Origin of the sequence: Acinetobacter sp. 251-1 (assembly GCF_030329305.1) — a bacterium.
Classification (GTDB): Bacteria; Pseudomonadota; Gammaproteobacteria; order Pseudomonadales; family Moraxellaceae; genus Acinetobacter; species Acinetobacter piscicola_A.
In genome coordinates, this window is record NZ_JACANS010000009.1 from 45,382 (window position 1) to 72,190 (window position 26,809).

Sequence of the window (26,809 nt, forward strand, 5' to 3'; positions counted from 1 at the left end):
TGCAAGATCAAATGGAGGTGTATCCCCCATTTGATCTCTCCACATTAAGTCATCTTATAAACCAATCTCTTCTAAAGTCTTACCTTTGGTTTCCTCACCTAAAACCAAAATCACCGCAGCCACACCGAAAAGTACAGCCGTAAACATCATAAAGACCGCGCTAAAACCATTCGTTGCGACCATCATATGCGTGACGACTAAAGGCGCAACGATCCCCCCCATACGCCCAATCGCAGATGCCCAACCTGAACCAAAAGCACGAATATTGGTTGGGTACTGTTCAGGTGTATAAGTATAGAGAACGCCCCAAGCCCCCAAATTAAAGAATGACATCAAACAACCCCACAGCATAATCATACTGACTGAAGTGGCTTGCCCAAAGAAATAAGCCGACACGGCACACATGCCGATAAAGCCTGCTAATGTTGCTTTACGTCCTAACTTTTCCACCAACCAAGCAGCCGCTACATAACCCGGCAGTTGTGCCAAGATCATACCCAACACATATTCAAATGACTGGACGATGCTATAGCCTTGTTTAACCAATAAACTCGGTAGCCATGTAAAAATGCCGTAGTAGGAAAATACAATACCGAACCAAATCAGCCACAACATTAGGGTACGTTTAGCAAAAGGATTTGACCAAAGCTGTAAAAATGAAATGTTTTGTTTTTCTGCAACAGGTTTGACTTCAATGGTTTCAATCACTTCAACGCCACATTGACGCTCAAGCTTTTGTACTAAGGTATGTGCTTCTTCGATTCGTCCACGATTGATCAAATACGGTACAGATTCAGGGACTTTTTTCAGAATCATAAACACATAAATTGCAGGTAAACCACCGATTAAAAAGGCAATGTGCCAACCATAATCAGGAATGACAAAATAGGAAATCAGTGCAGCGACCAACCAACCCAAGCCCCAAAAACTTTCGAGTAAAACAATAAAACGACCACGCACCTGTGCAGGAATGTATTCACTGACCAAAGTCACAGCCACAGGCAACTGCCCACCCAAGCCAAGTCCAACAATAAAGCGAAACACCAATAACCATGTCAGGTTTGGCGCAACCGCACATAATGCTGTGGCAATACTATAGGTCACTAAAGTAATGGCAAATACAGTACGACGACCAATCCGATCTGCTAATCCACCTGAAAATACAGCCCCAATCGCCATACCGACAAAACCAATCGACACCACCCAGCCTTTTTCAGACGGTGTCATTTGCCACTCTTCTGCCATTTTAGTCAGGATAAACGAGATTAATCCTGTATCCATGGCATCGAACATCCAACCGAGTCCGATCACCCATAACAAGGTATAGTGAAATTTTCCAATCGGTAAGCGTTGTACGCGTGAAACTAAATCCATAAGAGTGCTCTACATGAATGATCTGTATCGGTGAAAGTGGGAGGTACTGCTTTCACAACAGGATTTATAATTGTCGTCATTATTATCAATCAAGATGCTGATCTGTTGCAAAGTCAGCACCGAATTTGAATCGATTTAAAAATTAAAACTTTTAAACAGTTTAATCAAGTTTCATCTTTAGAAGACGCAGATTGTTCATCATCATCTTTATAGATAAATTTCGGCATTTCCAAACCAAAGTAAATCGCAATACAACGCAGTGAAAAGCCAAAGATCAAAGTCGAAATCACAGTCACTTCCAATGACAAGCCAACATCCATACAGAACCAATAGAAGATCACGGCAACAAAAGAAATCGAGGCATAGAGTTCACGACGGAATACTAACGGTACGTCATTACACAGAATATCACGCAAAATACCACCCGAGACTCCTGTCAACACGCCTGCAACCGCAGACACCACAAAGCCATGTCCCATATCTAAAGCAATCTGACAACCAATAATGGTAAAGCCAATCAATCCCAATGCATCCAGCAACAGGAAAATGGAATGCAAATGTTTCATCCATTTGGCAATCAAAATCGTGACAAAGGCTGCACAACAGGTGAGCACCAAATATTCAGGATGCTTGACCCATGTCAATGGATAGTGCCCTAATAATACATCTCGCACTGAACCACCACCCAAAGCGGTTACGCAGGCGATCAGCACCACACCAAACCAGTCCATACTACGTCGACCTGCCGACAGTGCACCTGTCATAGCTTCAGCCGTGATTGCAATAATGTAGATGACTAACAGCAACATTGCCCTTCTTCCACTGAGGGTTATCGATGCGCGCTATTCTAGAATAAATTGCATGAAAAGTTATAAAAATTCAGCACAACATTGCTTAAATTTTTTAGCTGAACCACAAATACATGGCTGTTTCATGGTGATCTGCTGATCTGTAGTTGGATCAAGAAAATACCAAGTCCCTTCATGTTTTACAAAATACGAAACTTCATGATGAATTTGCTCTTTTTGAGCTTGATCATTGGCATCTGCATAGTGTGCTTTAAACTCAACTTGGGCATGGTTTTTACCCAGTTTTTCTTTGGCTTGGACCACGTCTAGTTTTAACCAAAGATTGGCTTTGCTCCACTCTGCAATGGCGTTAACATCTAAAGCTTGTTGTTGCCCTAGTGCAGTGGTTTTGACGATGTAATCAATCTCTTGCGTTGCAAATGCACTATAGCGTGAACGCATGAGTTGTTCTGCACTTTCGGCTTTTTTCTGTCCTAGATGTAAAGGCTGACAGCATTCACTATATAGAGGTGAACCACAGGGACAAGGGAGGTTGGACATAGAAAAGCTCAGGCATATTTATAAAAGAATTTTAGCAAAATTTCTGTTTTTTAGTAAAATTCACCAAGATATTTGACTAATAACCATTTATCAAAATGAATCAAATGCTCTCTAATAAATAATTCATAAATATTGTGCAAAATACCATAATATTAAACGATGATAATATAGCCCTTTTCACACAAAAGAAGATCTTATAAATGAAACTGATGATTCAAACTATTCTAATAATGTACTTATCTCTAAATGCACAAAATGTATTTGCAGAACAATGCCCACAAAACGATGAAAATAGAACAGCAGCGATTATCGATGGCTTAATCAAACTTGATTTAAAACTAACAAAAGAGTGTGCTGAAAAGGGAAATGTTCGTGCACAAAAAGATTTAGCAATCGCCTATGCATCGGGACGACTTGGAATCGCACAGGACCTAGATGAAGCATTGAAATGGGAAACCAAGGCGGCTTTACAAGGAGATCCTGAAGCCCAATATGATGTGGGACTATCTTATTCTGTCAGGGAGAACTACCAAAAAGCAATGGAATGGTACTTAAAAGCTTCTGAACAAAATTATGCTAAAGCACAGCTCTATATCGGTATGCTATACGCGTATGGGAACGGAGTCCCTCGTGATGTAGACAAAGCAATCTATTGGTATAGGAAAGCTGCCGAAAATGGAAGTATTTCTGCTCAGATGGTGATTGCCAATATTGATCAAAAGTAAATTTCTTCTATAGCTTATTTTATTGCTTTTGTTTTTAAATTGATTTCTGATTCAATCAACAATTTACATCATACACCTTATGCACAATGCACTGCATAGAACTCAATCCATGTGATGTATCTTGTTATTATTTTTAGGTGCTTAAGAATTTAGCAGATATTTTATAGATCTTGAGGACTTAAGCACCTTATTATTTTCATTTCCAAGCCAATGCTGTTAAGACATTTTAAACTTAAACATCACATCAATTTTTCTGAAATAAATACACCTGAAAACTCGCAGTCAGACTGATCTTTTCAAGCTGCTCAAGCGCTTGGCGTTTTTCAGGCTTGGCTTTATAGGCATATGGGGTCATTGCAATTAAATTTTTTAATTGTGTCTGATCTAACTCAAATGTAGATTCTACAATCGGTTGCTCCACCAAAGTGAAATGTGCTTGTAACTGTTCCACAAACTTATGTGGATCATGGGCATTGACCTCATCAAATAAAGCTTCACGCATCGCATAGAGATGATTAGGTGCGGGCGTCACCACCATCAAATAACCTTCAGGTTTTAATACCCGCAAAATTTCTTCTTGTGGAATCGGACTAAATAAACTAGTACATAGGTCGATTGAATGATCCATTACAGGCAAAGTTGCGCCAGTACCCACAACCCAATCCACTTCTTTATTGAGTTTAGCTGCAACTTGAACTGCATTTTTGGCAATATCCACCCCTACACATTGCATGACTTCTTGCTGCATCGCATCCGTGTAATAGCCTTCACCACAACCAATATCAAGTAAGTTTTCAATACGTAAAGCACGAATCTTATTCACTACAGCTTGTTGTAGCGGTGCATAAAAGCCAGCACTTAAAAATGCACGACGGGCTTGAACAGACTCAGGTGTATCGCCCGGATTTTTGCTGTGTTTATGCTGAACCACATGCAAATTGACATAACCTTGCTTAGCAACATCATAGCTATGATTGTTGATACAGCGCCATGTGCGTTCAGTTAAGCTGAGTGCTTCACGGCACACGGGACACATCAACACATTCCTGATTTGTTTCAAAACCTTCTCCAAACTCATTTTAAAGCCATAAAAAAAGTCGGCAGATGCCGACTCTCTTCAACAACTTTTGCTTAACGCAATTTTAAAGTCATTAGACCTAAAACTACCAGCATAATTGTAATAATCCAGAAACGGATCACGACTTGGGTTTCACGCCAGCCTTTTTTCTCATAATGGTGATGCAAAGGCGCCATTAAAAACACACGTTTATTCCGCATACGCAATGAGCCGATTTGTAGGAATACCGAAATTGCTTCTACGACAAATACACCACCCATGATGGCAAATACGATTTCTTGGCGAACCATAACCGCAATTGTACCAAGCATCGCACCGAGTGATAATGCGCCAACATCGCCCATAAACACCTGTGCAGGATGCGCGTTATACCAAAGGAAAGCCAAACCTGCACCAATCATTGCCGCACAGACAATCACAAGTTCTGAGGTATATTTTACATAAGGAATATGTAAATAATTGGCAAAACGAATATCACCTGCCAAGTAAGCAAATACACCCAAACCTGCCGCAACCAATACGATCGGCATGATCGCCAAACCATCTAAACCATCGGTTAGGTTGACTGCATTTGAGCCACCATTAATCACTAAATAAGTGAAAATAATGAAGCCAATACCAAAAGGAATTGCAGACAAAGGAATACTGAGGTTTTTAAAAAATGGAATCAGTAGATCCAACATATTCGCTGCATGTACAGGATTTTCCTGTTGCGTTGAAATGATATACAACGCAATACCTGCACCTAATGAACCTACAGAAGTCCAGAAAAACTTTTTCTTTGCAGGTAGACCAGCATTGTCTTTATAACGTACTTTAATCCAGTCATCGGCCCAACCCACGGCACCAAAAATCACCATGACTGCCAACACAATCCAAACATAAGGATTGGATAAATCTGCCCAAAGTAAAGTACTAATCCCAATCGACAAAAGAATTAAAATCCCGCCCATGGTCGGTGTACCCATTTTCTTCGCATGATTTTCTGGTGCAAAAGAACTGACTGCTTGACCATATTTTAAGGCTTGCAATTTACGAATCATGACAGGACCTAAAGCCCAACCGATTGCGAGTGCCGTTAAGACACTGAGCAAAGCACGTAGCGACAAGTAGCGTACTACTTGAAATGAGTTTTCATAACCCGCTAGATGCTGAAACAACCAAAACAGCATTAAACTTTCTCCATCAAATCAGCCATCAACGTTTCCATATGGGTATAACGAGAACCTTTAAACAGGAAACTCATGGACTGTGGTTGATGCGTTTCAATTAAACTCATTAAAAGGGGTAATGCTTGCGCTTGTGTTAAAAACGCCTGCAATTTTTTACCATATTGCGTGCTTCTTGCACCCTCTTGGATTGCAGGTGAAAACTCACCCACTGCAACCACAAAGTTAATTCCTTTAACCGAAACAAGATCACGCCCCAACATATAATGCTGTTGTGCAGCAGTATTACCCAGCTCGCCAATATCCCCAATCACCATCACTTTGATGCCTTCTTGCTGTGCTAAGACCTCAGCCGCAGCACGCATCGAAGTTGGGTTGGCATTATAGGTGTCATCAATAAACAAGTAATTGTCTTTTTGAATAAAATTTAGACGACCTTTAGCCCCTTGCGCTTGCTCAAGACCCATAACAATATCATCTAAAGCGATGCCAATCGCTAAAGCAAAAGCAGTTGCCGCTTCAGCATTGTGTACATTATGCTCACCCGCAAAAGGCAAATTCACTGTTCGTGTGCCCTGAGGCGTATTGAGCGTAAAGATTGCCGATTGTGGTTGTAACTGCACATCTGTTGCAAAAACTTCACCGCCCTGACCAAAGCTAAGCACCTGTTCAGTTTTTACAGCTTGGCGAATGGCATCGCTAAAATCATCCTGAGCAGGGACAATCGAAGTGCCTAATGAATCGATATGCGCATAAATTTCAGACTTGGCACGGCAAATACCATCACGCCCACCAAATTCACCCAAATGTGCAGTACCGATATTTAAAATCCCTGCCACATGCGGTTGCACAAGCTTCGAGGTATAATCAATTTCACCCTGATGGCTAGCACCGAGTTCCATCACAGCATACTGATGCTCAGCACGAAGCTCTAAAAGCATCATCGGTACGCCCAGATCATTATTTAAATTACCACGGGTAATCAGAGTCGGTGCTAAACGTGAAAGAATACTGCCCAACATTTCTTTGGTGGTGGTTTTACCACTACTACCTGTTAACGCAATCACTTTTAACTGTGGATATTGAGCACGGCGGAATGCACCTAAATGCCCCAAAGCTAAGCGTGTATCTGCAACCACAAGCTGACAAATATCGGCATCAACAGGTTGACTGACGATGGCAACCTGACAACCATTTTGTGCCACTTGTGCCACAAAGTTGTGTGCATCAAAACGCTCACCTTTAAGCGCAAGAAATGCATCACCCGATTCAGCATGACGTGAATCTGTCAAAATACGTTTTATTTCACCTTGTGGTGCTTTGTCTAAATACCAATAACCTTGAGTCGCTTCAGCAAGCTCAGCTGCTGACCATGGCTCTAAAGGCACAGTACTGGTGGTCGAGGTGTGCATCTCTATTCCTACTGAGCTGGAGAATTTGTTTTATGACGGTGCATATCTACTGCAGACTGCACCTCAACGACATCATCAAACCAATGACGGACGCCATCAATTTCCTGATAGTCTTCATGCCCTTTTCCTGCAATCACAACAATATCGCCTGATTGGGCATGTTTTACCGCATATTTAATCGCTTCACGACGATCATGGATTTCATGAACATCATGCTGACTGAAGTCAACATCACGTTTCATATCTGCAAAAATTTGTTCAGGATCTTCAGTACGCGGATTGTCTGATGTAATGATCATCGGATTGGCTTGCTCTAAAGCCGCCTTGGTCATCAATGGACGTTTGCCACGATCACGATCACCACCACAACCAAACACAGCCCATAACTGATTTTCAACATGACGTTTCAGGGTTTTTAACACCTGTGTCAATGCATCAGGCGTATGTGCATAATCCACGACAAACAAACGATCTTCATCACGAATGACTTGCATACGTCCTGGTGCACCTTTTAACTGAGGAACCAATGCAATGAGATCTGCCAAGTCATAACCTGCCTGTTCAGCCATAATCAGACTCGCAAGCAAATTTTCAATATTAAAATGCCCAAGCAAAGGACTATTAACGGTAAATTCACCTTTTTCAGTTTTTAAATGAAAACTTGCGCCTTCCAAACTGTATTGAATCCCAAAGACTTGATAATCTGCGGCTTTCGAGGTGGAATAAGTCAACACTTTCGGATGTGATTGATTGCTACTCGCTGCATCCAACATCACGTCTGCATGTGCATCATCCACATTGATGATCGCCACTTTTAAACTTGGAAATTTAAACAAACGGGACTTGGCTTCAGCATATGCTTCAAGCGTACCGTGATAATCTAAATGATCACGACTTAAGTTACTATAAGCAGCGATTTCAATATCAACACCATTCAAACGCCCTTGCTCTAAACCATGGGAACTCGCTTCTAAAGACACAAATTCCGCACCGTTTGCAGCAAATTGATGCAGTGAATTTTGCATTTGCAACGCATCTAAAGTGGTATGCGAAGAGGCTTCAAGATTCGGTAAAATCCCGTTCCCTGTGGTGCCCATCACAGCGCATTTTTTGCCTTTGAGCATCAACAGCTCAGCAACCAAACGAGAAATCGTGGTTTTACCATTGGTCCCTGTTACAGCCAATACACGTGCCGCACCTACGGGCTGAGTCGCTGCTAGATATTGTTTTTGCCATTGCCCCATATGCTGGCGCACATCAGGAAACGTCCAACTATTTTCAAGTGTAAGATCATTCTCACTGATCACTGCCAAAGCACCTTTATCTAGTGCAGACTGAGCAAATTGTAAGGTTTTTTCAGGTTGTGAAAAGCTATTCAGGGCAATAAAAATTTGCCCTGCGCTTATAGCTCGACTATCTAAACAAAAGCCTTGAAATGGTGTAACCATCCAAGTTGGGGGATTGTCGACGGGATAAATGTCTTGAAAATGGATCGTCATCATTCACCTATTTGGATGGATTTACAGAATCGAGAGGTTTATCAAGGGGTACGTTCATTAAACGTAAAGATTCTTGCATGATTTTTGCAAAAACAGGGGCAGCAACCAAACCACCATAATATTGCCCACGTGGATTTTCCACGACCACAATAATCGCTAAGCGTGGATCGCTAATCGGGGCAACACCCGCAAATAGCGCACGATACTCGGTATTCGAATACCCTTTATGGTCAGGACGCAGTTTATGTGCTGTCCCTGTTTTACCCCCAACACGATAACCGGGAATATTGGCTTGCCGAGCGGTACCACCTGGCATGGTCACTTGCTCAAGCATCAACAGCACATCATCGGCAATTTTAGGTTCTAAAACCTGTTTGCCTTTTGGCTGATCTTGCAGTTTATATAGGCTAAGTGGATATTCCACTCCATGATTGGCTAACATGGCATAGCCTTGTGCTAACTGTAAAATCGTCGCGTTCAAACCATAACCATAGGCCATCGTACCGATTTGCGAAGAATTCAGTTTATTTGGCGGTAAAACCAGACCACTACTTTCGCCTGGGAACTTCACCGCAGAACGCTCACCAAAACCGACTTTACGGAAGAAACTTGGCAAAGCCTCTTTTGGTAAAGATAAAGCAATTTTAGCAGAACCCACGTTGGAAGATTTGATAATCACACCTGTGACTGTCAATGCACCATAGTTATGCGTATCACGAATCGTATGTGAACCCAAACGCATTGAACCAGGGCTGGTATTTACAATAGAATTTGGCGTGTATTTACCACTTTCCAAACCTGCTGCAACGGTAAATGGTTTCATGGTTGAACCAGGTTCAAACATGTCAATCGCCCCACGGTTACGCATGGCATCTTTGTTTTTTAAACCATTTTTATCATTTGGATTATAAGATGGCCAACTCCCCATGGCTAAAATTTCACCCGTTTTTACATCCACTGCAATCGCAGATGCAGAGCGAGCACTATTCGCCACACCTACCGCCGTCAACTCACGGTACATAATATATTGCAAACGTGAGTCAATACTGAGCGTAATATTTTCACCAGGCGTGACTTCTTTAACCACTTCAGGAATTGTGATGCGATTACCATGTTTATCACGGGAAATTCTTTGCTCGCCATCTTCACCTGCCAAACGGGTATTGAGCTGCATTTCCAAGCCCTCAATCCCTGTACCCTCACTATTGGTCAAACCAATAATCTGCGCATTGGGCTGCGGTTGTGGATAATAACGTTTATAGGTTTTTTCCGAATACACACCCGCAAATTTACGCTGTGTAATCAAATCCGCTTGCGGCGGTGGCACTTCTTTTTTCAGTACCAAATAGCGTGAACGTGGACGCTCAGCTAATTTTTTCTTTAAATCCGCACGATCAATACCTACTGCATCGGCAAGTTCATCTAAATTTAAATTTTCATCAGGTAATTGGCGTTTTAATTTACGGCTTTCTGGTGTTTTTTTCAGCTCTTCAGTAACTTTGTCAAACTGTGCTTTGGTTTCAAAATATTCACGTGGATCAATCACCACTTTCATGATTGGCGTACTGATGGCCAAAGGTACACCATGACGATCACTAATCACACCACGCATCGCTTTGAGTTTTTCTGTTCTTAAAATATTAGCGTTGGCTTTATTTTGTAAAAAGTCTTTATTAATCACTTGCACGTAAAAAGCGCGCCCAACCAACATGATAAAACACAGGAGCACTACGCCCCACATCAAATAATAACGCCACATATCCACAGCAACAGAAGACTTAGCGGAAATAGGCTGCTGTTTTTTTCGTGGTTGACGTGTTGCTTTGTTTTGCTGATCTGCCATACAACGTGCCTATTTTTTTTGCTCAGTTTCAGACGGTAATGAAATCACAACGGTTTGCGCTGCGGGTGGAGAATACATACGAAGTTGCGTCACTGCACGTGTACCAATCTGTGCAGTTGCACCAAAAGTTTGTTGTTCAATCAACAAACGTCCCCACTCTGCATTAATGGTTTCTCTTTCACGCATATAGCTATTCAATTCGCGGAAATCATGACGATAAGCAAAAACTTGCAGCACCACCATAAAGGCACTACCTAGTACCAATACTAACAAAAAAGCGTAATACACTACTTTTTTTATTGCTTGTCGATTTGTCCGCTCTTCTATAATTTCTTCTTTCATTCTGCGCCTTTAGGTTCTAAGCGTTCTGCGACACGAAGCCAAGCACTCCGTGAACGTGGATTTTCTTTCACTTCTGCTTCACTTGCACGTACACGATCAATTTTTTTCAAACGACGTGTATCGCTGACTTTTTGTGGCAATCCCCAACCATTATCTTCTGCTAAGGTCGATTCTTTTTGTATGAATTGTTTAATAATTCGATCTTCTAAAGAATGGAAACTAATAACAGCTAAACGCCCATGTGCTTTTAGTACCTCTACCGCTTGAGGCAAAAATGTATGCACATCATCTAATTCTTTATTAATTTCAATACGAATCGCCTGAAAAGTACGGGTTGCAGCATGTTTATTTTTTTCCCATTTTGGATGTGCAACTTTTACAATTTCCGCCAATTGTACTGTGGTTTCAATATAACCTGCTTGTTTAATAGCTTTGGCAATGCGGCGACTATAACGCTCTTCGCCATACTGAAAAATCACATTTGCCAAATGTTCCTCATCCACCTCAACCAACCATTCAGCCGCAGTTTGACCTTGCGAATTGTCCATTCGCATATCTAAAGGGCCATCTTTCATAAAGCTAAAACCACGCTCTGCTTGATCTAGCTGAGGTGAAGACACGCCTAAATCTGCCATCACACCATCAACTTGTTCAATACCACGCTGATTCAATTCTTGTTGTAAGTCCGCAAAACTGGCGTGAATAATTTTAAAACGTGAATCTTCTTGCTCAAGTTCAGCTCCCACCGCCAAAGCTTGAGGGTCTTTATCAAAGGCAAAAACTTGTGAATTTTCATCTAATTTAGACAATAATAATCGGGTATGACCGCCACGTCCAAAAGTCCCATCAATATAAATTCCTGTATCTCGGTCAGCAAGGAGCGCATCAACAGTTTCATGTAGCAATACAGAAATATGGGACATAAGTTTAGGTTCAATTCAGTCAGAAAATGTAACTGCACATTATTACCTTGTTTTTGCAAAGCTCCAAACGTCTTTTTGTAGGAAAATATTACTTTCGATGGGGAAAACCGTTTATTTAAGTAAAAGTAGAGTTGTTTTCAGACTTTTTAGAAATGATTATATGTAAATGAGTACCTCAGTGATGCACATGCCATATCTTCAATCTACGGGTACAAATAATAAGGTCTAAACCTTAAAGAGCATTTAGGCTCTATTGCTCATCATGCTACACAATAAAAAAAGCCAATCTTATTTGATTGGCTTTCGGATGCTAGAACGCAAAAAATTAACGCTTGTCATTATAAATTTGATCAAACACACCGCCATTTACAAAGTGGGTTTGTTGCGCTTTAGGCCAACCACCAAAGACTTCATCAATCGTGAACGTTTTTAAAGCAGGAAATTGTTTTGCATACTTCGCTAAAATTTTCTCATTCCGTGGACGATAGAAATGACGTGCTGCCATGTCTTGACCTAATGGAGAATACAAATAGTTAATATAGCCTGTTGCTAACCATTTATTCCCGTTTTTCGCCACGGTCTTATCTACAATCGCAACAGAAGGCTCAGTCAAAATCGACATTGATGGATAAACAATATCAAACTTATTACCCAACGTTTTTTTACTGATCATGGCTTCATTTTCCCAAGTCAGTAAAACATCCCCAATGCCACGCTCAGCAAAAGTCGTCATAGACGCACGTGCAGCAGGGTCCATTACCTTGACATTATGGTACATTTTTGACACAAAATCACGTGCCTTAGCATCATTACCACCTGGCTGTTTCAGTGCATAACCCCATGCAGATAAATAGATCCAACGGGGTAAACCACCTGTTTTTGGATTAGGAGTAATGATCTGCACACCTGGTTTAGTCAAGTCTGTCCAATCTTTAATATGTTTTGGGTTACCTTTACGCACCATAAAAACAATCGTTGAAGTATAAGGCGCAGAGTTATACGGAAATTCTTTCTGCCAACCTTTATCAATCTGACCTGATTTTACAATTTCTTCAATATCATTCGCCAAAGCAAGTGTGACCACATCACCTTTTAAACCGTCCACAACTGAACGTGCTTGCTTGCCCGAACCACCATGTGATTGTTTAAAGTTTACGGTATGCCCTGTACGATTCTTCCAATATGTGCCAAACGATTGATTAAATTCATCGTAGAACTCACGCGTTGCATCATAAGAAACATTTAAAAATTGACGATCAGCAGCTTGCGCTACATTTGAAGTCACCGCTACACCTGCTGCAAGCAATGCAACATGTAGCCATGTTTTCACTTGAATTTTCATGACATTTCAGCACTAAAATCTTGAATTGTGCTAAATATATGAAATAAGCAGATAAACCGCAATTTAATAATTTTCTTGTGGGTCTCAAAACCATATCAAAATAAATCGTTAATTATTTGTTTCTCCTTATAAAAACAGGAAAACAATCTACTTATTTATATTTTATAGATTTTTTAGCATTGCTTATACAAAAAAGAGAATATGAAATTCTCTTTTTGCTACAGAGATGCAAATCATTCTGTTTTATTTTTCAGCGGAAATTTGGTCATAAATCGCCCCATTCACAAAATGAGTTTGCTGTGCTTTTGCCCAACCACCAAATACATCATTAATGGTAAATAATTTAATTTTTGGAAATTTAGCAGCATATTTAGCAGCAGCTTTAGCATCACGAGGGCGGAAATGATATTTAGCTGCCAACTCCTGCCCTTGAGGAGAATACAAGTAATTTAAATAACCTTTGGCTAAATTACGATTACCATCTTTATCCACATTTTTATCGACAATTGCCACCGAAGGCTCAGCTAAAATTGAGATAGATGGATAAATAATTTGATACTTGTCTTTATCAGGACCTGAAGTTGCCAAGATTGCTTCATTTTCCCAAGACAACAGCACATCCCCTATGCCACGTTCAGCAAAAGTAGTTAATGAACCTCGCGCCCCTGAATCTAATACTTTGACGTTTTTATACAGCTTTTTAACCAACTCACGTGCCTTAGCATCATTCCCACCAGGTTGTTTGAGTGCATACCCCCACGCAGAGAGATAAATCCAACGTGGTGCTCCTCCTGTTTTCGGATTTGGTGTGACGATTTCAACACCTGGTTTGATTAAATCGTTCCAATCTTTAATGTTCTTAGGATTACCTTTACGTACCAAAAAAACTACTGTTGAAGTATAAGGTGCCGAATTATTTGGAAATTCTTTTTGCCAATCTTTTTGTATCAGACCCGCTTTCACAATTTCATCAATGTCATTTGCTAATGCCAGCGTCACTACATCAGCTTGCAAGCCATCAATCACAGAACGTGCTTGTTTACCTGATCCCCCATGCGACTGTTTAAAATCAATATCCTGCCCTGTTTTCGACTTCCAATACTGTCCAAAATTTTTATTGTATTCTTGGTAAAACTCTCGTGTAGGATCATAAGAAACATTTAAAAACTCTCTTGCCGCATATGTTGCACTATTGAGTCCTAATAAACCCAAAAGACTAACCAATATCATTTTTTTCATTGCAATTCACACTTATTTTTTATATTAAAAACACATTATTTGTTATTTTTTTATTTTAAAATCAAATACTTATAATTTTTAATCAAGCTTATATCTACATTTTAGATATCATTTAAATATAGATACTTATCTCAAAATATGTATTTTGATTATTTTAATGAAAATGTATACTTCTTCACAATAACTACACATTTCTTTGCTAATAATATGCCGCTCTTACAATTAGACGCATTTTTTGGCACAGACTGTCAAAAAAAGTCAATTTTGTAAAAATATGTGACACTATTGTACATATTGTGACTATTTTTGGTTAAAATACCGTCATAAGATGAGTTTCTTAGACAAAAATAATATCCTTGGTGGGGGAATACAATGAAATCACGTACTGTTCAATTATTTGTGCTTGGCTTAACCTTAGGTTTAGGTCTAGAAGCAGCGCAAGCTGCTGCGATTGCAAACAACCAAAATACAACAGCATTTCAAGTGATCACAGACAAAAAATCACCGATTGAAAAAGCCTTAAGTCAGCAAAAACGTGAAGGTAAACTACTTTTAAATCAAGATGATATTAAAGTTTTTACGTCTTTAAAAACACCTGCATCACAAAACTTTCTAGCAGAACAGCACCAACGTTTTTCTCGTTTTGTACAAGCAATTTTTCAACCGTATAACTCTTAATTTTAACTCCTTTAGACTGTTCTAAATCCTCATTCCCCCAAGAATGAACACGCCCTATCGTTTATTGGTGAATTAACCCTTAAGCAATAGGGCTTTTTCGTTATAATAGTGCCAATTTACATTCTGAATAATAGTTGATTATGACCGTTCGTACCCGTATTGCTCCGTCTCCAACAGGCTTTCCTCATGTAGGTACAGCTTATATTGCGTTATTTAACCTGTGTTTTGCTAAACAACATGGTGGTGAATTTATTCTACGCATCGAAGACACTGACCAATTACGTTCTACCCCTGAATCTGAACAAATGATTTTAGACTCATTGCGTTGGTTAGGTTTAAATTGGTCGGAAGGTCCAGATGTGGGTGGTCCACATGCACCCTATCGCCAATCTGAGCGTATGGGCATCTATAAACAATATGCACTTGATTTAGTTAAAAAGGGTCATGCTTTCTACTGTTTTGCAACACCAGAAGAACTTGATCAAATGCGTGCAGAACAGCAAGCACGTGGTGAAAGTCCGCGTTATGACGGACGTGGTTTATTACTTTCAGAAGAAGAAGTACAACGCCGTTTAGCAGCAGGTGAAGCACATGTCATTCGTATGAAAGTGCCAACCGAAGGCATTTGTAAATTTAACGATATGCTACGTGGTGAAGTTGAAATTCCATGGGCGCAAGTCGACATGCAAATTTTACTTAAAACTGATGGTTTACCAACTTACCACTTAGCCAATGTCGTGGATGACCACTTGATGGAAATCACGCATGTCATTCGTGGTGAAGAATGGATTCCTTCTGCACCTAAGCATCAATTATTGTATCAATATTTTGGCTGGGAGATGCCTGTACTCTGCCATATGCCGTTGTTACGTAATCCTGATAAATCAAAATTATCTAAACGTAAAAACCCAACATCAATTAATTACTATAAAAATATTGGTGTGCTACCTGAAGCCCTATTGAACTATTTAGGTCGTATGGGTTGGTCAATGCCTGATGAGCGTGAAAAATTCACTTTGGCTGAAATGATCGAACACTTTGACATTCAACGTGTATCTTTGGGTGGACCAATCTTTGATGTGGAAAAACTCAATTGGTTAAATGGTCAATGGATCAAAGGTCTCAGCCCTTCTGAACTGCTAGATACATTATTGGCATGGAAATCTGACCGTCAAACTTTAGAAGATATTGCTGCTGCTATTCAACCACGCATCAATTTATTGTCTGAAGCAGTCAATTGGGCAGGTTTTTATTTCAACCAATTCCCAAACATTACCAAAGAACAATTTGAAAGCAAAAAATTGACGGAAGAACAAGTTCGTCAAAGCTTACAATTTGCCATTTGGCGTTTAGAGAACATGTTTACATGGAACAATGACACGGTTAGCCAAACCCTCATGGATTTGGCAAATCAGATGGAAATCAAACTACGTGACTTTATGCCAACCTTCTTTATTGCCATTGCAGGTTCAACCTCTTCAACCCCTGTCATGCAGTCTATGGTCACCATTGGTCCAGATTTAACCTTTGCCCGTTTACGTCATGCGCTTGAAATTGTCGGCGGTCCGAGCAAAAAAGAAACAAAAGCGTGGGAAAAACTCAATGAAAGCTTAAAATTGCCGAAAAATGATGCAGTTGATGAAGCTTAATGAATTTTTTAGTTGACGCATGGGCGTTATACCCCTAATATAGCGCCCATACAGCGAGATGGTTGAAAAACCTAATCCTGTTGCCTCATAAGTTCCTATCGTCTAGAGGCCTAGGACATCGCCCTTTCACGGCGGTAACCGGGGTTCGAATCCCCGTAGGAACGCCAAATTCGAAAAAGCCACTGACATATTCAGTGGCTTTTTTATTGCCAAAAATTTTTTATTTTGATCACAATCCGCTAAAATCAAATCAGAAAATATTATGTGGAGTCGCAATGCAATACCGTTGCCCAAAATGCCAAAGTTCTAAAATTCTTCCTGTTGCTAACGGTGATACTGCAGCAGTTCGCCCTATGGTACCCAAAAGCTTGGTTATCCTCATTCCTGCCGTATTTGTGCTATTACTTTTAGTGATCATTAGTATTGCAATGTGGATCTTTGGTGATGGTGCTGGACAAACTTTACAAATTGCAACTGTAGTGGCTTTCCTGATCTGTGTCGTTGCAGGTGTATTTTTTTGGCGTGATCTACCTGACTTTAAAATTTCAATGCAATCTTTTATGAATGCCAATAAACATTGGAAATGCCGTGAATGCAACCATGAATGGCATATTCAATAATTAAAAAGAGATCAAGCCACACTCATATTCATTTAATGTGAATGTGAGTGTGTAGATCCCTCATCATCACGATGTGTATCTGGTTTTGCATGCTCATGAGTAAGCGCCACACATTCGTTATCCTCAATTTGCAACGTCATTTCAGTGATCCCGTATTCATGACTCAGTAGCTCTAAAGCTTGTTGATATAATGCATTACGATCCGCTGTTGGAGCCAATAAATGCACAGTTAAATGTACATTTTTGGAGCTAATCGCCCATACTTTCAATTGATGGATACTCTCCACCCCCTGCAGAGATAATAAGTCTTGGCGTAATTTCTCAATATCAATTTCTTCAGGCACACCTTCCAATAAAATATTGATACTTTGTTTGAGTAAAGTCCAAGCACGTGGCAAAACCCAAAATCCGATCAATACCGCGATCAAGGTATCCACCCACACCCATCCAGTAAAATAGATCAGTGCTGCCCCAATAATTACACCAATAGAACCAAGCGCATCACTGAATACCTCCAAATAAGCCCCTTTTACATTAAGGCTATCTTTGGCACTCGACATTAAAATCTTCATTGAAATGAGATTAATCACCAAGCCAATCACAGCAACTATCAACATGCCTAAACTTTGAATTTCTGGCGGCTGACTAAAACGTTGATATGCCTCATAGAGAATATAAATCGCTACCATGAACAACATAGAAGCATTAAACAATGCAGCTAAAATTTCAAAACGCTGATAACCAAAAGTGCGCTTATCATCTGCAGGCAGTTTTCCAACTCGAATCGCAACCAATGCGATCGCTAAGGCAGCGGCATCTGTAAACATGTGTGCCGCATCTGACAACAATGCCAAACTCTGTGTCAAAAAGCCTGCAATGACTTCGACAACCAAAAATAGCGTCGTAAGAATAAGCGCAATCGTGAGTTTTTTTGCATTTTGCTCTGTCACAACCGCATGACTGTGGTCATGCCCATGATGATCACTCATTCCACTACCTCAGCCTATAAAAGCAACGATTTTTTGATTGTAACGTCTCAATATGAAAAAAACAGTACTTTAAACGCTTAAAGCATATTCACTTATTCACGTTTCTATTCACATTTTTCAAAACGCGCTCATAAATATCTAAATCATTAATTTTACAAAAATTTACTCTATAATAAATTTCAATAACACACAAAATAAATCATAACTATTTATAAATTAAAAATATATAAACAAATAAATTAAATAAAACATCCCTCATATTTTTGTACATTCCCTCAACACCAACAGATAAAAATTTAATTTATTTTAAAAATAAATGATTCTTCAAAGAATTTACAGATCGTTTGTTCTTTTATATATAAACTCATACATTCATATATTGACAAATTACAATTTATTATTTGAAAAAATTAAAAAAAACGCTACATTATTGATATCTACTTTAGATTCAAAGGTAGTAATGACAAAACTTTGTTAATGGATTAGCAAGGAGGTTTATATGTTAGTACATATTTTTAAACGCTTTTTAGGAAGCACTTCATCGCACTCAATGACTGAGATCAACATAAACGATGAAGCTCTACTCAATGGACGACCATCATCTAGCTGTTCAATAGAAACTCATGACACTCGCAACATCATGTGGGGCTATCTACGTGCTGCTTTACGCGGTGATCAAGAAGCACAATATCAAATGGGCTTAAACTATCTCAATGGACATTTAGGTTTAGATCGTAGCTATATTCATGCAGAGAAGTGGCTAGAACAAGCTGCTCATCAAGGACATCCTTTTGCAAAGGAAGAACTGAAAAAAGCATATAATCAATTGGCATTTTCATAATTATCTTGACCTAAACCAATTTATTTTGAACATTTACTAAGAATTTTTTAAGTTTAGAGCGACACAATGATAATCATGTAACCTCATAAGTTTCTTGAAAACTTGTGAGAACCTACTAGAAAAAGCAAAAGGGTATTTTTTTTGCTTTTTCTTTATCAGTAACTTATTGTCTTGCGAGCACAATAAAATGGATTTTAATCAATTACAGCGTTATATAAAAAAATCTATTATCTCTTACTTTTCAACAAGTCTTGTGCTACATCGCCATTTGTTTTCTGAATCCCTGCGCAGTTATCAACGTGCCCAACATTTTGAACATTTATCTGTAAATAGCTTTTCATCGCTACCCTATACACTGACAGAGGAAAATCCGAATAGCCATCAACGCAATGCGATTTGGTATTTTTTAAATGCTGCATTACAAGGTTATAGTACCGCCCAGTTCAAATTGGGTATGCTGTATCTCAATGGTCAATTGGGGTTAGAACCCAATCTAGAAAAAGCAGAAATGTGGTTAAATTTAGCTGCAAATCAAGGACATATTGAAGCATCAAATGAGCTTAGCAAGCTTTATTACTTAATCAAAATAAATGCTTAAGATTGATCAATTCAATACTTTGGACTTTAAATAATACAGCATAATAAAAAACCAGCATTAAAGCTGGTTTTTATGTTCAACATGGTGATTTATACACCAATTTTACGATATTTTTGACGCTTAGTTACAAGGTCATCGCCATCACGTTTACGACGGTATTCTTCAAATTCAGCATAGTTACCTGTGAAGAATTCTGGTGTTTCACCTTCGAATGACAAGATGTGTGTTGCAATACGGTCTAAGAACCAACGGTCATGCGAGATCACCATCACTGTACCTGGGAATACCAAAATTGCATCCTCAAGCGCACGTAAAGTTTCGATGTCCAAGTCGTTTGACGGTTCATCGAGTAAAATCACGTTTGCACCCATTTGCAGGATTTTTGCAAGTTGTAAACGGTTACGCTCACCACCTGACAATTGACCTACACGTTTTTGCTGATCTTGCCCTTTAAAGTTAAAGCGACCGATATACGCACGTGATGCAATTTCATATTCACCGATCCGTAAGATGTCTAAACCGCCAGAAACTTCTTCCCAAACCGTTTTGTTGTCATCAAGCGTGTCACGAATCTGACCTACGTAAGCCACTTTAACTGATTCACCTAGCACTACAGTACCTGTGTCAGGTTGTTGCTCACCTGTCATCATACGAAATAGTGTAGTTTTACCCGCACCGTTTTCACCCACAATACCCACAATCGCAGCAGGTGGAACAACAAAGGATAAATCTTTATAAAGCGTACGATCACCAAACGATTTGCTAATGCCTTCAACTTCTACAACTTTATTCCCTAGGCGTGGACCAGGTGGAATGTAGATTTCAGAAGTTTCATTACGCTGTTGGAACTCACGTGAGTTAAGCTCTTCAAAACGCTCCATACGCGCTTTGTTTTTCTTTTGCTGACCTTTGGCATTTGAACGAACCCATTCAAGTTCTTTTTTCAATGCTTTAGCAAAAGATTCTTCTTGCTTATTCTCTTGCTCTAAACGTGCATTTTTCTGCTCTAACCAAGAAGAATAGTTCCCTTGATAAGGAATACCCATACCACGGTCAAGTTCAAGAATCCACTCCGCCACGTTGTCCAAGAAATAACGGTCATGCGTAATCGCAACAATCGTACCAGGGAAGTCTTTTAAGAAACGTTCTAACCATGCAACAGATGATGCATCCAAATGGTTCGTCGGTTCATCAAGAAGCAACATATCTGGTTTAGATAAAAGTAAACGACATAATGCAACACGACGGCGCTCACCACCAGATAACTTAGATACGTCTGCGTCCCAAGCTGGAAGGTTTAACGCAGCAGCAGCTTGGTCCATTTGGTTGACAATATTATGTGCATCCCAAGCATGGATAATCGCTTCCAACTTCTCTTGCTCTTTTGCAAGCGCATCGAAGTCAGCATCTTCAGCCGCATATTCAGCAAATACTTCGTCAAGACGCGCCAAAGCATCCAATGGTTCACGTAAACCATCTTCAACGTTACCACGCACGTCTTTAGTTTCGTCTAATGGTGGTTCTTGCTCTAAATAACCAATTTTAATACCTGGTTGTGCACGTGCTTCACCTGAGAAATCTTTATCTACGCCCGCCATAATACGAAGCAAGGTAGATTTACCTGCACCGTTTAAACCAAGCACACCAATTTTTGCGCCTGGAAAGAATGATAAAGAGATGTCTTTTAAGATTTCGCGTTTCGGCGGAACCATCTTCGACACACGGTTCATCGTGTAAATGTATTGGGCCACGTAGGACTCCTCAATAGAAAACCAAATGGTGGAGTTCGCATTTTTCCTAAAAAATCAGGATGATTGCTAACTCCATGCTCAATGAGCAAAAAAATAATCGCTGCATTATACGATGAAAGTCCCTAAAACATAAGGTATGTCACCCATCTTGTATAGAATGTTACAACAATTTTTCTGTTTAATTTTAAATCAAAGCCTAACAGCATGAATGCTTTTCAGTATTCAATGAAAAATAATCATCTATATGAAATTTTTAGATAAATATTCATTATATTTGCGCTTTATTTCATATCCATAAGTGCTAAACTGATTTCATATTTAACTCACGAAGATGACGTAACTATGACGTATAAGGATGAAACGCTAGCAATTCATGCAGGTTATACACCTGAAGCGACCACTAAAGCTGTGGCTGTGCCTATTTATCAAACCACTTCTTATGCTTTTGATGACACCCAACATGGCGCAGATTTATTTGACCTTAAAGTTCAGGGCAATATCTACACACGGATCATGAACCCAACCACTGCCGTTTTAGAGCAACGTCTTGCTGCACTTGAAGGGGGAATTGGGGCTTTGGCATTGGCTTCGGGTATGTCCGCCATTACTTATTCTATTCAAACCATCGCTGAAGCGGGTGACAATATTGTTTCTGTTTCAACACTTTATGGTGGAACGTATAACCTATTTGCACACACCCTTCCAAAGCAAGGCATCGAAGTTCGTTTCTTCGATTATCAAAAACCTGAAAGTTTGCATGATCTGATTGATGACAAAACTAAATTGGTTTTTGTAGAGTCGATTGGTAACCCGCTTGGGAATATCATTGATCTTGAAGCGATTTCAAAAATTGCCCATGAATATGGCGTACCCGTGATTGTAGATAACACAGTTGCGACACCTGCCCTACTCAAACCCTTTGAACATGGTGCAGACATCGTTGTACACTCATTAACCAAATATATTGGTGGTCATGGTAACTCTATCGGTGGCGCGATTGTGGACAGTGGTAAATTCCCGTGGGGTAAATATCCTGAACGCTTTAAAGTGCTCAATACGCCTGATCCAAGTTATCACGGTGTGAACTACGTAGAAGCTTTAGGTGAGGCGGCGTATATTGCACGTGCCCGTGTTGTACCATTACGCAATACCGGTGCTGCGATCAGTCCTCTAAGCGTTTTCCTGATTCTTCAAGGTTTAGAAACATTAAACTTGCGTATGGAACGTCATACTGAAAATGCACAAAAAGTGGCTGAATATTTACAAGCACATTCAAAAGTGAAATGGGTCAATTACGCAGGTTTAAAAGACCATCCACAACATGCTTTGGCACAAAAATATGTCAAAGGTAAACCCTCTGCTATTTTATCTTTTGGTGTGCAAGATGGCCGTGAAGGTGGAACTCGCTTCATTGATGCATTACAACTTTTCACTCGCTTAGTGAATATCGGTGATGCGAAAAGTTTAGCGTGCCACCCCGCAACAACAACCCATCGCCAACTCAATGAAGATGAACTCAAAGCTGCGGGCGTCAGCATTGATATGGTCCGCTTATCTGTAGGTATTGAGCATATTGATGATTTAATTGCCGATTTAGCACAAGCACTCGACAAAGTATAATTTTTAAACACTTAAAAGACCTGAACTCAGGTCTTTTTTGCTTTTTAGACGCAATCCATGTATGTTGATCATTCTATTATGAAAATTCAAAAAATAGAGCTTTTACTCTAAAAATTACTTTATATTCATATATTTATTTATAGCGTTTTCATTATTTTCCGTTAAACTTGCCGCTTATAGAGTCTCGTTTTTCATGATGATTCACACACCTCTGTTTCATGGCATATTTTATTTACAGGGAAAATAAATATGAACAAAAAACTAGAACAACTTTTCCAACAAAAAGTACAGGATAAAGTCGTTTTAATCACAGGCGCATCGAGTGGTATTGGTTTAACCGTTGCACATAAACTTGCAGATGCAGGTGCACATGTTCTTTTGGTCTCACGCACCGAAGAAACACTAAAAGAAGTGCAAGCAGACATTCAAGCCAAGGGCGGAAAAGCAGATATTTTCCCATGTGATTTGAATGATATGGATGCCATCGATATCGTATCCAAACAGATTATCTCATCTGTCGATCATATTGATATTTTGATCAACAATGCAGGGCGTTCGATTCGCCGTGCAGTACATGAGTCCATTGATCGTTTTCACGACTTTGAACGCACTATGCAGTTAAATTATTTTGGTGCAGTACGTTTAGTGCTCAATATTTTACCGCAAATGATGCATCGTAAAAATGGTCAGATTATCAATATCAGTTCGATTGGCGTATTGGCAAATGCCACTCGCTTCTCAGCATATGTTGCATCAAAAGCAGCATTGGATGCGTTTAGCCGCTGTCTATCTGCCGAAGTGCATTCACATAAGATTGCGATTACCTCGGTCTACATGCCACTTGTGCGTACACCAATGATTGCACCGACCAAAATTTATAAATATGTGCCGACCCTTTCGCCTGAACAAGCCGCAGATTTGATTGCTTATGCAATCGTGAAGCGTCCGAAAAAAGTGGCAACTCATCTTGGACGTCTGGCATCAATTACTTACTCGATTGCACCTGAGATTAATAACAAACTGATGTCGATTGGTTTTAATTTATTCCCAAGCTCAAGTGCTTCTGTTGGGAAGAAGGAAAAATTAAATCTCATCCAAAAAGCGTATGCACGTTTATTCCCTGGTGAGCATTGGTAATCTTGATTACTAAGCCATAAAAAAACCGCCTTTTGGCGGTTTTTTTATTTCACAAGATTCAAACTTATTTTGAACCTTTAATCCCTGCTTGTAATAACAACGCACCTAAACCACCGATTTTATTTTCTTGTGGTTTCGCAGCTTGCGGTTTCTTGTCTTGACGTGGTTTGTCTTTATGGTCATGACGATGATGCGGACGATCACCTTGTGGGCGTTTGCCTTGAGGTTTGCGCTCACCACGTTGTTCGCCATGGGCATTATTGAACTCACGTTTTTGACGTGGTGCTTTTGCAGGTGCTTCTGAACCCTCAGGACGCATTGACAAATTCACACGATTACGCTCAGCATCTACAGTCAATACACGCACTTGTACGATTTGACCTGGACGAACCACTTTATGTGGATCAGATACAAATTCATTTGCCAATTCAGAGATATGCACTAAGCCATCTTGATGCACACCCACATCCACGAATGCACCAAAGTTAGTGACATTGGTAATGACACCTTCAAGTTGCATACCTTCTGCAAGCTGACCCACTTCAGTAATATCATCACGGAATTTTGCTGTACGGAATTCAGGACGTGGATCACGACCTGGTTTTTCAAGTTCGCTCAAGACGTCTTGAATGGTTGGTAAACCAAATTTGTCATCTGCAAAATCTTCTGCTTTAACTTGGCGAATGATTTCGGTATTACCAATAATATCTTTCACTGTGGTTGCTTTCGCTTCCACAATTCTGTTCACCAAACCATATGATTCAGGGTGTACAGCCGAAGCGTCTAGCGGCTCTGAGCCGTCCTGAATCCGCAAGAAACCTGCAGCTTGTTCAAAGGTACGCTCACCCAAACGAGGTACATTTTTCAAGGCTTGACGGTTGTCAAAACGACCATTTTCTTTACGGAAATCGACAATTTGCTGTGCAATCGCTTTGTTTAAACCCGCGATATAACCCAAGATCGCAGCAGATGCCGTATTGACATCAACACCCACAGAGTTCACACAGTCTTCAACAACCGCTTCAAGGGTTTTTGCCAAACCTGTTTGGTTAACATCGTGTTGGTACTGCCCCACACCAATTGATTTTGGATCAATTTTCACAAGCTCTGCTAAAGGATCTTGCAAACGACGTGCAATTGAAACTGCACCACGAATCGACACATCTAAATCAGGCAACTCATTCGATGCCAATTCAGAAGCTGAATACACCGATGCACCTGCTTCAGATACAGTTACACGAGTCAATTTCAAGTCAGAATTTGCAGTCATCATCTCTGCGATCACCGCTTCTGTTTCACGGCTTGCAGTACCATTACCAATGGCAATCAGGTCAACATTGAATTCACGGCATAGACGTGCAAGTTCCGTGATTGAACCCTCTTTATCTTCTTTTGGTGCAAATGGATAAATGACACTATGTGCAACGACATCACCAGACTCATTCACAACTGCAAGTTTTACACCTGTGCGAATACCAGGGTCTACACCCAAAGTACAACGCGAACCCGCAGGTGCAGACAACAATAAATGACGTAGGTTTTCTGCAAATACATTCATCGCTTCTGCTTCAGCAGCAAGACGTTTTTCTGTCAATAATGAATGTTCAATCGTCGGACGTACTTTACCGAGCCAGAATAATTTTGCAGTTTGTTTTAAGAAATCCTGACGAGTCTGTGGTTGTGCCGTTTCAAGATCATATTCAGTTTCAATACGTGCCAATGGTGCATCATCTTGCCCATCAACTTTTAAGCCCAAGACATTTTCTTGACGACCACGTAACATTGCCAATAAACGATGTGAAGGGACTTTATTTAAATTTTCAGAGAAATCGAAGTAATCTCGGAATTTTTTACCGACTTCTTTTTTCTCATCACTTGCCACTAGACTTTTAAGGACTGCTGTTTTGGCAAATGTTGCTTTTAACTCAGTCGTTAACGCAATATTTTGTGCCCAATCGTCAATAATGATGTGTTGAATTGCATCCAGCTGGCTGTCAAGATCTGCATAGTCTTCATGGCTAAAGCCTGCTAATGCTTCTGTAGGGTCAACATTTTCACTGAGAATTTTCTCAGCAATCGGACCTAAACCTGCTTCTTTCGCTTTAAACGACTTACTGGTACGTTTTGGACGATAAGGCGCATAAATTTCTTCTAATGCATTTTTTGTTTCCGCAGCGTTCACACGTGCAAGTAAGTCATCAGAAAGTTTGTCTTGTTCTTTCAGTGATTCGATCACTTTTTCACGGCGCTCATACAAATCACGTAAATATGTTAAGCGTGTGTCGAGTTGGCGTAACTGCGCGTCGTCTAAGCCTTGCGTCACTTCTTTACGGTAACGTGCGATAAATGGAACACTGGCACCTTCATCAATCAGTTGAATGGCAGCTTCTACTTGGTTTGGACGTACGGCAAGCTCACTTGCCAACTGCTGAACTACGTCAGTCATCGTATTTAATTCCACAAGGATAAGGACTAAAAGTTAGTGATTATAAAGACCAAGACCATAAAATCCACAATTGTTTTGCAATTTTCCAATGAAAAAAATGATAAAAGTATAGATTTAGTCAGTTTTCACGCCGTATTTAAGCAAAATAAGGCTTGAAAAAATGATGTTTTATCCCCATCTACTTT

Annotated in this window: 23 protein-coding genes and 1 tRNA gene; 9 read left to right on the top strand and 15 right to left on the bottom strand. The window is 39.9% G+C overall.

What is annotated here, in order from left to right; all coding sequences use genetic code 11:
* Positions 1–54 precede the first annotated feature (54 nt).
* The 3 genes from niaP to HX129_RS08945 all read right to left on the bottom strand — a co-directional run bounded on the left by niaP (position 55) and on the right by HX129_RS08945 (position 2,723).
* The gene (niaP, locus tag HX129_RS08935; protein WP_286434888.1) at positions 55–1,374 is read right to left on the bottom strand and encodes a niacin transporter NiaP; all 1,320 of its coding nucleotides are present in this window, start codon (positions 1,372–1,374) and stop codon (positions 55–57) included.
* A 164-nt stretch (positions 1,375–1,538) separates the two neighbouring features.
* Positions 1,539–2,183 carry a trimeric intracellular cation channel family protein gene (locus HX129_RS08940; protein WP_130072277.1) on the bottom strand — a complete coding sequence of 215 codons (645 nt, stop codon included), beginning with the start codon at positions 2,181–2,183 and terminating at the stop codon, positions 1,539–1,541.
* 60 nt (positions 2,184–2,243) lie between these two features.
* Positions 2,244–2,723 carry a YchJ family protein gene (locus HX129_RS08945; protein WP_286434889.1) on the bottom strand — a complete coding sequence of 160 codons (480 nt, stop codon included), beginning with the start codon at positions 2,721–2,723 and terminating at the stop codon, positions 2,244–2,246.
* A gap of 230 nt (positions 2,724–2,953) precedes the next feature.
* On the opposite strand from HX129_RS08945, the gene HX129_RS08950 reads away from it, so the two are divergent.
* Complete coding sequence (locus tag HX129_RS08950; protein WP_286436163.1) at positions 2,954–3,448, top strand: tetratricopeptide repeat protein; 495 nt, start codon at positions 2,954–2,956, stop codon at positions 3,446–3,448.
* Positions 3,449–3,692: 244 nt separating this feature from the next.
* Here HX129_RS08950 and HX129_RS08955 read toward each other — a convergent pair whose 3' ends face one another.
* The 9 genes from HX129_RS08955 to HX129_RS08995 form a co-directional block, all read right to left on the bottom strand.
* The gene (locus HX129_RS08955) at positions 3,693–4,484 is read right to left on the bottom strand and encodes a putative RNA methyltransferase (RefSeq protein WP_180046501.1); all 792 of its coding nucleotides are present in this window, start codon (positions 4,482–4,484) and stop codon (positions 3,693–3,695) included.
* A 95-nt stretch (positions 4,485–4,579) separates the two neighbouring features.
* Positions 4,580–5,698 carry a phospho-N-acetylmuramoyl-pentapeptide-transferase gene (mraY, locus tag HX129_RS08960; RefSeq protein ID WP_130072280.1) on the bottom strand — a complete coding sequence of 373 codons (1,119 nt, stop codon included), beginning with the start codon at positions 5,696–5,698 and terminating at the stop codon, positions 4,580–4,582.
* Complete coding sequence (locus HX129_RS08965; RefSeq protein WP_286434890.1) at positions 5,698–7,107, bottom strand: UDP-N-acetylmuramoyl-tripeptide--D-alanyl-D-alanine ligase; 1,410 nt, start codon at positions 7,105–7,107, stop codon at positions 5,698–5,700. Before HX129_RS08965 ends, mraY begins: the two co-directional genes overlap by 1 nt.
* Before the next feature lie 8 nt (positions 7,108–7,115).
* On the bottom strand, positions 7,116–8,606 hold the full coding sequence (locus tag HX129_RS08970; protein WP_286434922.1) for a UDP-N-acetylmuramoyl-L-alanyl-D-glutamate--2,6-diaminopimelate ligase: 1,491 nt from the start codon (positions 8,604–8,606) through the stop codon (positions 7,116–7,118).
* A 7-nt stretch (positions 8,607–8,613) separates the two neighbouring features.
* Complete coding sequence (gene ftsI, locus HX129_RS08975) at positions 8,614–10,449, bottom strand: penicillin-binding protein PBP3 (protein WP_286434891.1); 1,836 nt, start codon at positions 10,447–10,449, stop codon at positions 8,614–8,616.
* Positions 10,450–10,458: 9 nt separating this feature from the next.
* The gene (gene ftsL, locus HX129_RS08980) at positions 10,459–10,791 is read right to left on the bottom strand and encodes a cell division protein FtsL (protein WP_130072284.1); all 333 of its coding nucleotides are present in this window, start codon (positions 10,789–10,791) and stop codon (positions 10,459–10,461) included.
* Positions 10,788–11,714 (bottom strand): 16S rRNA (cytosine(1402)-N(4))-methyltransferase RsmH, encoded by a 927-nt coding sequence (gene rsmH, locus HX129_RS08985; RefSeq protein ID WP_286436164.1) that lies wholly within the window; start codon positions 11,712–11,714, stop codon positions 10,788–10,790. Before rsmH ends, ftsL begins: the two co-directional genes overlap by 4 nt.
* Before the next feature lie 325 nt (positions 11,715–12,039).
* Positions 12,040–13,056 carry a sulfate ABC transporter substrate-binding protein gene (locus HX129_RS08990; RefSeq protein ID WP_130072286.1) on the bottom strand — a complete coding sequence of 339 codons (1,017 nt, stop codon included), beginning with the start codon at positions 13,054–13,056 and terminating at the stop codon, positions 12,040–12,042.
* A 243-nt stretch (positions 13,057–13,299) separates the two neighbouring features.
* Entirely contained in the window at positions 13,300–14,295 is a 996-nt protein-coding gene (locus HX129_RS08995) for a sulfate ABC transporter substrate-binding protein (protein WP_286434893.1), read from the bottom strand.
* Positions 14,296–14,667: 372 nt separating this feature from the next.
* On the opposite strand from HX129_RS08995, the gene HX129_RS09000 reads away from it, so the two are divergent.
* The 4 genes from HX129_RS09000 to HX129_RS09015 all read left to right on the top strand — a co-directional run bounded on the left by HX129_RS09000 (position 14,668) and on the right by HX129_RS09015 (position 17,242).
* Complete coding sequence (locus HX129_RS09000; RefSeq protein ID WP_286434894.1) at positions 14,668–14,973, top strand: DUF4179 domain-containing protein; 306 nt, start codon at positions 14,668–14,670, stop codon at positions 14,971–14,973.
* Positions 14,974–15,113: 140 nt separating this feature from the next.
* Positions 15,114–16,622, top strand: a complete 1,509-nt coding sequence (gene gltX / locus HX129_RS09005) for a glutamate--tRNA ligase (protein WP_286434895.1) — start codon at positions 15,114–15,116, stop codon at positions 16,620–16,622.
* Between the two features lie 91 nt (positions 16,623–16,713).
* Positions 16,714–16,789 (top strand) — tRNA-Glu (locus HX129_RS09010).
* Positions 16,790–16,897: 108 nt separating this feature from the next.
* Positions 16,898–17,242, top strand: coding sequence for a zinc-ribbon domain-containing protein (locus HX129_RS09015; RefSeq protein WP_286434896.1), 345 nt, complete (start codon positions 16,898–16,900; stop codon positions 17,240–17,242).
* 32 nt (positions 17,243–17,274) lie between these two features.
* Here HX129_RS09015 and HX129_RS09020 read toward each other — a convergent pair whose 3' ends face one another.
* Complete coding sequence (locus HX129_RS09020) at positions 17,275–18,231, bottom strand: cation diffusion facilitator family transporter (protein WP_180047104.1); 957 nt, start codon at positions 18,229–18,231, stop codon at positions 17,275–17,277.
* Between the two features lie 499 nt (positions 18,232–18,730).
* Here HX129_RS09020 and HX129_RS09025 point away from each other — a divergent pair, with 499 nt between their 5' ends.
* Together HX129_RS09025 and HX129_RS09030 are read left to right on the top strand one after the other, a co-directional pair.
* Positions 18,731–19,072 (top strand): tetratricopeptide repeat protein, encoded by a 342-nt coding sequence (locus HX129_RS09025; protein WP_130072291.1) that lies wholly within the window; start codon positions 18,731–18,733, stop codon positions 19,070–19,072.
* 187 nt (positions 19,073–19,259) lie between these two features.
* Positions 19,260–19,670 (top strand): tetratricopeptide repeat protein, encoded by a 411-nt coding sequence (locus tag HX129_RS09030; protein WP_165353027.1) that lies wholly within the window; start codon positions 19,260–19,262, stop codon positions 19,668–19,670.
* An 89-nt stretch (positions 19,671–19,759) separates the two neighbouring features.
* Here the strand turns inward: HX129_RS09030 and ettA are convergent, their stop codons facing one another.
* A complete protein-coding gene (gene ettA, locus HX129_RS09035; RefSeq protein ID WP_130072292.1) occupies positions 19,760–21,421 on the bottom strand; it encodes an energy-dependent translational throttle protein EttA in 1,662 nt (553 codons plus the stop codon).
* A gap of 342 nt (positions 21,422–21,763) precedes the next feature.
* Between ettA and HX129_RS09040 the strand changes: the two genes are divergently transcribed.
* Together HX129_RS09040 and HX129_RS09045 are read left to right on the top strand one after the other, a co-directional pair.
* Entirely contained in the window at positions 21,764–23,041 is a 1,278-nt protein-coding gene (locus HX129_RS09040; protein WP_130072293.1) for an O-acetylhomoserine aminocarboxypropyltransferase/cysteine synthase family protein, read from the top strand.
* 249 nt (positions 23,042–23,290) lie between these two features.
* Positions 23,291–24,178, top strand: coding sequence for an SDR family NAD(P)-dependent oxidoreductase (locus HX129_RS09045; protein WP_286434897.1), 888 nt, complete (start codon positions 23,291–23,293; stop codon positions 24,176–24,178).
* A 64-nt stretch (positions 24,179–24,242) separates the two neighbouring features.
* On the opposite strand, the gene HX129_RS09050 is transcribed toward HX129_RS09045, so the two are convergent.
* Complete coding sequence (locus HX129_RS09050) at positions 24,243–26,624, bottom strand: Tex family protein (protein WP_286434898.1); 2,382 nt, start codon at positions 26,622–26,624, stop codon at positions 24,243–24,245.
* Positions 26,625–26,809: the final 185 nt, after the last annotated feature.